Raw genomic sequence first — 9,837 nt, forward strand, 5'->3', positions numbered from 1 at the left:
AAATTAACTTTTCTCAGCGCTACATCAAAAATTCACGTCCTAGTCCCTTCATTGCATATTCAGAAAGAATTTGATGCAGAAAGGACTGCTATTATGACTAAGCTAAATACATCATCGCTAACTTCCAAAGCAATCTTGTTCGCAGGGGCTGTAACGGTTCTTGCCGCATGTCAAACAACCACTCAAGAAGCTTCTAATGAAGGTATTGATTATCGACAAGCACGCTTTGAAGAAGTTGCTGCAATGCGTGACTATCGTGACTGTATTGCAGAGGCTCTAACTTTAGATCAACAAGCGCGTACCAACAAATCCGCAGGTCAATATATTGCTTCTGCCAAAATGGTACAGACATGTGAATCCGGTTTAGGCCCAAATGTAGCAGGTATCGCCGTTGAAGAACGCATGCGCGCCTATGGTCTATCCATCCAGAACTATCTGAAAGGTGGTGATATCGCCGCAGCCCAAAAATCTTTGGATAACTTTACAACGGCCTTTTCAGGCAAGGATTTATATTACGCCGATGGGTCTTCTTTCACAGAAACTATGAATGCCCTTTTAAATCGTGAAGAAGCATCTTCTTTCGGGCAATTCTCTATGCTGAATGTCAGCAAAGATTTGAAACAAGAAATGCGCCGCAAAACATATTGGAGCACAAATTAAGCAACGCCACAAAATAAGAAGAGCTGCTTAAAACTTGCCCCAAAGGAGACAGAAAATGTTCAAAACATCTAAATTCGGAAAGACATTGATTTGCAGTGCAGCTTTGGCCGCAATTGTGATGTCCACTACACCGGCCACAGTATTTGCATCCACCGCGGATTGGGCACCAACCGCGAGTGAGAAATTGGTTAAAATGCCAGCAACCTATTTAAAACGTGCCGTAGAACGTGATTTCGCAAGTTCTGCTTTGGCATCTGCTTTAAGCGAAAATACGGACACAATGGCTGCCAAGAAAGCTTCGTTGAAAGATTTGCAGGAAGCTGCAGAAATGGCAGAAGGTGATCTTCGTATTGAGCTACAGCATCAATATCTGGCAGAGAAAAAAGCCTATATCCGTTTAATGGGCGAACGTCAGGATATGCAACGCAAGCATGCAGAAACACGTATTAAGTTTTATCAACGCTTGTTACGTAAACTTGAACGCAATAACCAAGGTACAACGCCTGAAACACAGGCTTTGATCCAGCAACAGGAAGAAGCAAAACAACGTTTCAGTGCCATGTCTGACAAAGTTGATATGGAAGTTTTCGGTGAACCTGGCGCCAAACGCAGTAAGTATTCTGTTGATTATGCGAAAAATGAATTGGCTTTAAAACAATTAGCCGCCGCTATCGAAGGCCATCCGATGAATCAATCAGCTCAGATGGATGGAGAGCCTATCTCTAAACAAGACTATATCAAGCGTTTGATTCAGGATGGTGAATCCGAAGTTGCCCTTTTGGACCAGAAAGATGAATTGCTTGGCTATATGGCGAAATTGGTCGCCTTAGACGCAATGGCACTTGCCGAAGAAGTAGAAGAAATCCAGTTGGGTGGTTTGGCTGAATCTTTGGAAGAAGATCAAAGCCCCTTTGATCCGGCCGATAACGTCGACCTCTTCTTAAACTAAGCTCAAAGCATCTAACCCATTTTAATGACAGGAGACTGATCATGTTGAAAAACAAAGTAACACAAACCTTTACTGCATTAGGTATTGCAACCTTTGCCACTTTATCCATTACGACTGCACATGCAGGTACATTGGAAAATCTGGAACGCGAACGTGCGGAAATCATTCAAACATTGTTAAACCCTTCTATTTCCGCAGAACAACGTGCAGATAAGATCAATACATCTAAACACCGTTTGGTTGATATGGAACGTATGGTTCTGCGTGACAAAACATTGGAAGGAAAAAATACCCCGGAAGTGCGTGTGGCCTTTCAAAATTACGACCTGACCTTCCTAGCCCATTCTTCCATCGAGAAAGATGTTTCCATGATGGATTTATGGCTGGAGCAAATGGGCATCACAACCAACAGCGTGATGAACGCCCATGTGGGCCGCCAATAATAAATCCAAGTAAAAGGAATTGGTTATGTCTGATATGTCACCTACCCACGATACTGTTGACGCAGAAATTGTTGAAGCCCCTCAACCAAAAAAATCTGCAGAGGCTTTAAACAAGTTACGCCTTGTTGCCGGAAATCTATCTCGCACCGTGAGTTACTTCCTAGGACTAACAGTCTTGGTTTTGGGTGGCGCCGTCGCCATAACCAAGACATCCGTGACGGAAATTGCATCTTGGGCAGAGAGCATCTTGGGATACGGTTTTATCGGCCTTCTTGCGATTTTAATTGCGGGCAGCTTGTTTAGCCTCGCCAATATGACACGCCAGAAGAATATGGCGAATTGTAACCTTTGGCTTGAAACTGGCCTGCATATGGCTGCTGGTATTACCACATTGGCTCTGACATTCACCTTACTAGGGATCAGTCTTGGCATTGGTGGATTATCCGAGCAAGCCCTGACACCAGAAACTGTTCAAGACGTCATTCGTAGTCTGACAGCACAATTCTCACTTGCCTTTATGACGACTGTTATTGGTTTGCCAACTGCCGCTTTATTGCGCGGGGCGCTTCTTATCAGTCATGCACATATCATGACTAAAAACAGTGAAGCGATATTAGAAAACCAAGCTTAACCAGTCACTATTAGATAAATTATAAGGACGAAGATCATGAAATTTCTAATCTTTAATGTCACCGTCGCAGCTGCTTTAGGTTATCTTGTTTTTGGTGAAGAGCTAGGTCTCACTTCGGTAAAAGATGAGTTTACTGCTAACACAACCCCGGAAATCAACGAAGAGAAAGAAACATTGGCATCGTTGAATGCCGAGGACTTAAAACCAATGATCGCTGAAATGATCACAGTCAGTCAGGAAACAAGTCCTCAACCCTTATCTGAAGACGATATTAAGACAATTGTTGCAAATGCCGTTGCCGATGCATTGGCACATCAACAAATGCCTTTATCTATCCAAGAAAACACCATTGAGACGCATGAAACACCTTATGTCTCAGAAATTGATGACACAACAAGTGATCTCATCGAAGAAGAATTGCCAACAACTGTGGTAAAAACACCTGTTACACATGCGCCGTCTGTTGAAACCGGTGGCTTAGGAATACCAGAAAAAAGCAATATGCCTGTTCAAGTTGCTGCTGCCCCTAACAATATTCAATTGGCAGAAGGGGAAGCAATGATGACACCCCAATCTCGCCAAAAGGAATTAGATAAATTGGTTAATAGTCTGGAATTAATGTTCCTAGATTTGTCTAACTAAGAATTTGTAGACAAATCTATATGCATCACGCCGGAGAGAATTAATGGGTAGAAAGTTTGATATGAAAGATATGATCGGAATGGTGACAATGCTATGCCTTGCAACTCTTCTGATTATCAAACTCTTGCCAAATGTCGCAGAAAAACCGCGTGACACACCCCAACCTGCGCTTGAAGAAAAATTAACAGAAATCCCCTCTGTTCCCAAACTCGACATATCCGAACTTCCCCAAATGAATATGGCGGCAATTACGCTACCTGAACCACCCCCAATGGAAGTTTCGGAGGATCTTACACCTGATCCAATTCAAGAAGTGAAACAAGAGACTATTGCCCATACGCCGCCAAAAGAAGAAATTACTTCGGCAAAAATCAAAACTATAAAGCCATTGCAAGTTCAGTCTGATACTGAAAAATCCACATTGGTAAAATCTACGCTGCAAGTATCGGAAAACGCTCCCCCAAAACAAACTGATCGAATTAAGATAACAGCGCTTAAAGAAACCGCAAATCATGTGCTATCGGATCAACCGATTGAAAAGATAGAACCTCTATCTGAAATGATCGAAACTCAATCTGATGAACAAACAAAGCATCAATCAACATGGGTGGCAGAACCTGAACTGGATAATTCCGATCTAGATAACTTAAGAAATCAATCACCTAAACAACAGGACGACACAATCGTTAAAGAGTCCCAAAATGCTCGCGCAACAATTACAGCCAGCATTAAAAACCGTGAAACCGTTCAAACAGGCCGCAGTTTGCTGAAAGTGTTAGAACATGGGCAAGGACCAGCCATTCAAATTATCTGGCCGGAAAATGCTCAAAACCGTGAACGCCTCTATACACATCTCACGCGATGCTATGGCATGGTTAGTGCCATCCTGACACAATCAACTTTTTATAGAGCAGATGAAATAGGTAGCTGGGATTTAAATCCGGATCTCTATAGTGGTTTTTTACGTCAACCATCCGGCCGCTTACCAAATGAAGAACGCACACAACTTCGTCAAATCCAGCGTCAGAATAATTTGCACGGTAACTTGCCCCCTGTTCGCCTATTCCCACGTCAATCTGATGCCATCTTACTTGGTGGGCTTCAACAATTGATTGGAGACAACTACCTAAAAGCCAATGACATTCAAGGCAGATATACCCTAAGCAATGGCAATTTACGTCTGGAAAATATCAATGTTGATGGTACTTCAGTGAGTGGAAGCATTGATTTCACTCCACTCTATAGAAATTGTGGAGGCTGGACATGAAATACGTATCCATCCTACATCTTGTAGGCCTCAGCTTACTTACTGTTATAATAACCGCCTGTAACTCTACCCGTGAGACACATTATCAGGGAAAAGAAATCTCAACCTCTTTCTTCCAACGTGAAGTACAATTTGAACTTGAGGAAGAATATTTCCGACAAGCCCCTGAATGTATTACAGTTCTACCGATTGTTGATGAAAATGGGACAACCTTATCAACCTCTAAAACGATCGAATCTGCCTTTGCCCGGCATCTCTATAGCAAAGTTAACCGGGTCATTGGCCCACAGGACCGTGACACACTTAGTCGTCAATTGGCATTTGATCTCAGCCATCAATCGGATCGTCAAGTTTGGAAAGCCAATCGGAATTGTTATCATTTCATCTCCCTACATCCGTTGGATGATCAGGGGAATTACCTTTTCTTTTGGTCGCGTAAAGCAGTAGGTGTTGAGGCACGCATCACGACTGATGGACAGGATGACATTTTATGGCGTGGTAGGCATATAGCCGATCGCCATAATGGTGGCCTCCCCTTAACACCATTGGATGCAGCTGTTGCTATATTTGAAGCAAATAGTCTCGCATTTGATGAAGATGTACATCATTCCTTGGCAGATGATTTAGCACGTCGTATTCTAGCCACACTTCCGAACCTTCGTGATCCGCTAAATAGCTATTAAGAAACATGAAATTTAAATCTTTACTTCTAGGTCTTTCCTTAACACTTGTTCCCTTTTTACCGCAAATCGCATTTGCTGAAGAAGCAGATACAACCAAGCAGTTAAACAAGCTGGCACGTAATATCACCAATGATATCTTTGCCTATCGCGAAGGCGTTAAGATTGGATTTCGCCCTTTCTTCAAAGGTGAAACATCTTTGAACCCACAAGCTGCTGATAAGCTTTATCTTCAGTTTTATACGGCGTTGAATAGATATAAAGATTTTGGTGAATTTCATTATATCGATCAACGCCATATGAAGGAATTGCTGCAAGCACGTGAAGAATATTATATGGCAAATCCGACCAAGCTATTGGAAGCGGCCCAAGCTGATATCGAAATCATTTGTCACCCGCAAAGCTTGTCGAATGCAATTCGCCTTTCTTGTGTGGCATCCGATTTACAAAATGCCATCACTTATTCTACACGCGAGATTGAGGTCCCTTTTGACCTACAAAAAGAAGGGGCTACCGATTACAAATATGCGTTGGAAAATTTAGCCCTAAATCTAGCACCACAAGTTAACGACCTACACTCTACTTATCGCCCCGTAATTATCGATATGCAAAGCGGACGCGAAACTGAATTATCTCAACTTTTGGGAAATAGACTTTCTGGCGAGTTGCAAAAACAAGTTGGGAAAATTTATAAATCCGCCCTTGAAAGTTATGAAGCAAACAAAGTGCTGAATGATGCACTAACACCGCCTGCGGAGTTATCCCAGCAATACAGCTTAAAAGGCGAACTTAACAAAACCAGCGTTGATGTATACGAATTACATGTGACTATGCAAAATAATGGAAAAATTGTGACTTCTGGCAGTCGCCTTATCAAAGCCTCCTCTTTGCCAAAAACAGAGGTGACAAATGTAAACCATAATTTAGGTCAAATTTTCACAGCGACAGGCGAAGCGATTATTTCTGATAAATTGGATGCAGATGCCGCCAGACGTGGTGCTATTAATCTAGCCCGTGCCCGGGCAGTTTCTCAGGCATCCGGCCTACCCGCCCCTGCTTTTGAAAAAATTGCCACCGAAGCCGAAGCCTCTCTTATTCTGCTAAATAGTTTAAAATTCGGCATTCCAATCAAAGAAAGTATTGTTGATCTCGCTGCTACAAATAACGGTAAAAACATTGCGATTGAATTACATGCTGAAGTCAAAGCCATTGGCACGAAATTATCACCAACCATTCAAGCCAAACTAAATAAAGCATCCTATAGAGCGGGAGATAAAATCCATATCAATCTATCTTCTGCAGGACATACAAATGTAGGTATTTACGGCTGGTTTGCAGATGGCAGCATGATCCGTATCTATCCAACCAAAGATCAACAAGCGATCGCCTTAACCAAAGGACGTCCTTTGATATTACCTCGCCCTGATGAGCCACAATTGATGACAGCACCCATGCCAATCAGAGGCAATAAAGAAGATCAAGAAGCTATCGTGATCATTGCCAGCAATGAATATTTCGACTTCCAATCCTTAGCACCACGCTTAGGGGAAAGCATAAATCAGACCATAGAAAAAGCCGCCACAGCGGGCGACTTTTTCGACAGATTAGGCAATATGGACTTGAGTCGGGTCAGTTTAACCATATTGCCTTATCAGGTGCATAACTAATTTCAGTGGGTGGAGGAAATTATTTAGTTAAGCACCCTTTTAATGATGTAGATAAATTCTGCATCAATTCGAAATACTGATTGCCACCAGCTTTCAATCCAAAGCCGATTGGATCTAGTTCACCTGTTTTCAAATTAGTGTCTTCCTGAAGAACCTTTACCAATTTTGGTTTAAATTGTGGTTCTGTGAAAACACATTTTACATTGTTATGTTCAACAAATTCACGCAATTCAGAAAGACGTTTTGCGCCCGGTTTTCTTTCAGGATCAAGTAAAACAGCACCTGCAGGCTTTAAGCCATAGCTATCTTCGAAATACTGGTAAGCATCATGAAACACTAAATAGCTAACGTCCCCTAATCCTGCCAATTGAGTGGATAAATCCTTATCTAACTGATCAAGCTTTGCAATAAGGGCGGTTTTTCTTTCCGCCAAACCATCTTTCAGTTCTGGGGAATGCGCCACAAGTTGTTTTTCCATGGCATCAACCATCATCTTCGCATTTTTCACGCTCAACCAAAGATGTGGATCATGTGCATGCCCATCACCAGAGAAATGTTCCTCATGCCCGTGTTCATCATGATGTTCTTCATGTTCAGCATGTTTTTCATGATCATGGTCGTCATGACCTTCATGTTCGGCGTGATCATGGTCTTTGTGTTCTTTTTCATCATGCGCATGGTCGTCGTGCCCATGGTCATCATGACCGTGTTCTTCATGTGCATGATCATCGTGACCATGTTCATCATGATGTTCCTCAGCATGGTCGTCATGGCCGTGATCATCATGGTCGCCGTGACCGTGGTCGTGATCATGGTGATGGCCTTCTCCCCAGACACCACCTTCACGGATTTCCAAGAAGTGTAATCCTTTAATTTCCTCTAAAGTTAAAAGATGATCATCTTCAACATTTGAATGTAAAACCTTCTGGATGGAGCTTTCCAAAACAGGGCCAACCTGAACAACCATATCTGCCTTTGTCAGCTTACGAACATCACTTGGCTTCAAAGTACGGCCATGTGGTGTCGCACCTGCATTAGACAATGGTTGCACCTCTGCCAAATCACCAACCAAAGCTTCAGCCAAACCTTGAATGGGTGGAATTGTTGTCACAATCAACGGTTTGTCTGCTGCATAGGCGGAGGACAACATGGAAGAAGAAAGTAAACCAGCAGCCAAAGCGGCCATAAATTGTTTCTGCATCATAAACCTATTTCGGAAAAATCAATTAGTCATGTTTTGTTATAACATAACAATTTTGGACGCAAGCAGTTTATTAATTAATTGTACGTGCATATTCGCTGGGAGAAAGATCAAATTGTTTTTTAAATTGTGCGGAAAATCTCGCTTCCGACTTATATCCACATGCTAAAGCCACCTCTATGGGTTTTTTTGATTTTTGTAACAATGTTAAAGCAAAACTCATACGCGCTTCTCTCAAAATCTTTCTAAAACTTGTGAATTCTATATCCAATTTACGGGCTAATGTCGCTCTGCTCATAAAAAGCAATTGCGCGATATCATCAAGGCGATGATCAAACCCCGGGTTGTTGCTGACCAGATGAATTACTTTCTGAGTATATGTATTCCACTGAGTTGGAAATAACATAGACAACATATTCAATTCTTTAAGCACCTCATAAAACCCATAGATGAATTGAGTTTGTGCTGCTTCTGATAAATTTTTAAAACCATCCGATGTGATAAATTCCAGACAATAATCTAAATTAACCTGACGTTTTATGATTGGTGAAGGCATCTTAAAATCAGATAACTGATTTTCCAGCATCTCCATCGGCGGGGCAACTTTGAATGTCACACATTTCGACTGGAAATCTATCCCCTCAGGGATGTTCAAAAAGGTTAGGTATTGATCTGCATGCGTCATTAACCAATTGGTCGGATCAAGCTTCATCAATTCATCACGCAAAAACAGCTCCTTATGCCCCTTTTGAACCCAAATGATTGTAGGGAAGCGTATAGGCACATTTCGCAATTTTTGTGGGCTGCGGCTTTTGAAAATCTGCGTTTCAACAACTGAATTCATGTGAATGATCCGACCTAAATATCTCTAGATTACTCAGTAACAAATGTGCCTGTAATACGGGCCTTTTCAAGATGCAATTGGTTCAAAAAATAACCTATAACTGCATTTGAAGCACCTACAGGAATCTCCAAGTTTTCTTGTGGCAAGGCCCAAACGGTAAACTGATAACGATGCATACCATCCCCTTTTGGTGGGCAAGGCCCGCCATAACCATTGTATCCATAGTCATTTTTACTTTCAAAACCAATGCTTGTCCCCCGATCCAAACTGGTTTGACTTCTCGGGATATTGATCATACTCCAATGCCAAAAACCGCTTTCGGTTGGCGCATCCGGATCAAATGCCGTAATCGCAAAGCTTTTAGTACCTTTGGGCACATCTGACCAACTTAGATGCGGCGAAATATTCCCCCCAGAGCAACCAAAACCATTAAACTGATGTATTTCCGGAATACGGCTACCTTCTTCAATATCCTTACTTTTTAAATCCAAAGCAAAAGACGTATTAGCGATCAACGCAAAACCAATCGCATAGATTATTCTTAACATTTTCTTATCTCCATCATGTCAATCAATGGATTGAAGATACGAGCAACAGCATGAAAAATATCGCCACAATAACTCATTTTCACATAAATAATATATAATATGAGCATTTATGTTAATTCTCGTATCAAGGAAAGTCGAGTAATCAATCGTTCTTCTGTAAATGCAGCCATCAATAACTTGAACAGAATGCTTGCGCCGCCTATATGATATTTCTATGCTATTTTCCAATCGGATTGACTTAGAAAGAAAGACAAATTCATGGGTTCTATTATCTGGCTGATTTATACAGTGATTAATCTCTATAT

Annotated in this window: 11 protein-coding genes; 8 read left to right on the top strand and 3 right to left on the bottom strand. The window is 41.8% G+C overall.

Annotated features, from left to right (window positions below; genetic code table 11):
• Positions 1–93 precede the first annotated feature (93 nt).
• Genes E1160_RS02355 through E1160_RS02390 form a run of 8 tightly spaced genes read left to right on the top strand, consistent with a single transcriptional unit; the run spans position 94 to position 6,939 of the window.
• Positions 94–660, top strand: a complete 567-nt coding sequence (locus E1160_RS02355) for a hypothetical protein (RefSeq protein WP_155153388.1) — start codon at positions 94–96, stop codon at positions 658–660.
• A gap of 55 nt (positions 661–715) precedes the next feature.
• A complete protein-coding gene (locus tag E1160_RS02360) occupies positions 716–1,609 on the top strand; it encodes a hypothetical protein (RefSeq protein ID WP_155153389.1) in 894 nt (297 codons plus the stop codon).
• A gap of 41 nt (positions 1,610–1,650) precedes the next feature.
• Positions 1,651–2,052, top strand: a complete 402-nt coding sequence (locus E1160_RS02365) for a hypothetical protein (RefSeq protein WP_155153390.1) — start codon at positions 1,651–1,653, stop codon at positions 2,050–2,052.
• A 25-nt stretch (positions 2,053–2,077) separates the two neighbouring features.
• Positions 2,078–2,683, top strand: coding sequence for a hypothetical protein (locus E1160_RS17065; RefSeq protein ID WP_218048660.1), 606 nt, complete (start codon positions 2,078–2,080; stop codon positions 2,681–2,683).
• Between the two features lie 36 nt (positions 2,684–2,719).
• Positions 2,720–3,325, top strand: a complete 606-nt coding sequence (locus tag E1160_RS02375; RefSeq protein ID WP_155153391.1) for a hypothetical protein — start codon at positions 2,720–2,722, stop codon at positions 3,323–3,325.
• 43 nt (positions 3,326–3,368) lie between these two features.
• The gene (locus tag E1160_RS02380; protein ID WP_155153392.1) at positions 3,369–4,592 is read left to right on the top strand and encodes a hypothetical protein; all 1,224 of its coding nucleotides are present in this window, start codon (positions 3,369–3,371) and stop codon (positions 4,590–4,592) included.
• Positions 4,589–5,275: a hypothetical protein gene (locus E1160_RS02385; protein ID WP_155153393.1), complete on the top strand. Its 687-nt coding sequence runs from the start codon at positions 4,589–4,591 to the stop codon at positions 5,273–5,275. Before E1160_RS02380 ends, E1160_RS02385 begins: the two co-directional genes overlap by 4 nt.
• Positions 5,276–5,280: 5 nt before the next feature.
• Complete coding sequence (locus tag E1160_RS02390) at positions 5,281–6,939, top strand: hypothetical protein (protein ID WP_155153394.1); 1,659 nt, start codon at positions 5,281–5,283, stop codon at positions 6,937–6,939.
• A gap of 19 nt (positions 6,940–6,958) precedes the next feature.
• Here E1160_RS02390 and E1160_RS02395 read toward each other — a convergent pair whose 3' ends face one another.
• The 3 genes from E1160_RS02395 to E1160_RS02405 form a co-directional block, all read right to left on the bottom strand.
• Positions 6,959–8,143, bottom strand: a complete 1,185-nt coding sequence (locus E1160_RS02395; protein ID WP_155153395.1) for a zinc ABC transporter substrate-binding protein — start codon at positions 8,141–8,143, stop codon at positions 6,959–6,961.
• A gap of 70 nt (positions 8,144–8,213) precedes the next feature.
• A complete protein-coding gene (locus E1160_RS02400; protein ID WP_155153396.1) occupies positions 8,214–8,984 on the bottom strand; it encodes a helix-turn-helix transcriptional regulator in 771 nt (256 codons plus the stop codon).
• Positions 8,985–9,013: 29 nt separating this feature from the next.
• Positions 9,014–9,532: a YbhB/YbcL family Raf kinase inhibitor-like protein gene (locus tag E1160_RS02405; protein WP_155153397.1), complete on the bottom strand. Its 519-nt coding sequence runs from the start codon at positions 9,530–9,532 to the stop codon at positions 9,014–9,016.
• Between the last annotated feature and the right edge of the window lie 305 nt (positions 9,533–9,837).

This window comes from Curvivirga aplysinae (assembly GCF_009711445.1).
Classification (GTDB): domain Bacteria; phylum Pseudomonadota; class Alphaproteobacteria; order UBA8366; family Aestuariispiraceae; genus Curvivirga; species Curvivirga aplysinae.

Coding starts and splice junctions, on each gene's coding strand:
- E1160_RS02355 (WP_155153388.1), top strand. CDS start 94: ATGACTAAGCTAAATACATCATCGCTAACTTCCAAAGCAATCTTGTTC.
- E1160_RS02360 (WP_155153389.1), top strand. CDS start 716: ATGTTCAAAACATCTAAATTCGGAAAGACATTGATTTGCAGTGCAGCT.
- E1160_RS02365 (WP_155153390.1), top strand. CDS start 1,651: ATGTTGAAAAACAAAGTAACACAAACCTTTACTGCATTAGGTATTGCA.
- E1160_RS17065 (WP_218048660.1), top strand. CDS start 2,078: ATGTCTGATATGTCACCTACCCACGATACTGTTGACGCAGAAATTGTT.
- E1160_RS02375 (WP_155153391.1), top strand. CDS start 2,720: ATGAAATTTCTAATCTTTAATGTCACCGTCGCAGCTGCTTTAGGTTAT.
- E1160_RS02380 (WP_155153392.1), top strand. CDS start 3,369: ATGGGTAGAAAGTTTGATATGAAAGATATGATCGGAATGGTGACAATG.
- E1160_RS02385 (WP_155153393.1), top strand. CDS start 4,589: ATGAAATACGTATCCATCCTACATCTTGTAGGCCTCAGCTTACTTACT.
- E1160_RS02390 (WP_155153394.1), top strand. CDS start 5,281: ATGAAATTTAAATCTTTACTTCTAGGTCTTTCCTTAACACTTGTTCCC.
- E1160_RS02395 (WP_155153395.1), bottom strand. CDS start 8,143: ATGATGCAGAAACAATTTATGGCCGCTTTGGCTGCTGGTTTACTTTCT.
- E1160_RS02400 (WP_155153396.1), bottom strand. CDS start 8,984: ATGAATTCAGTTGTTGAAACGCAGATTTTCAAAAGCCGCAGCCCACAA.
- E1160_RS02405 (WP_155153397.1), bottom strand. CDS start 9,532: ATGTTAAGAATAATCTATGCGATTGGTTTTGCGTTGATCGCTAATACG.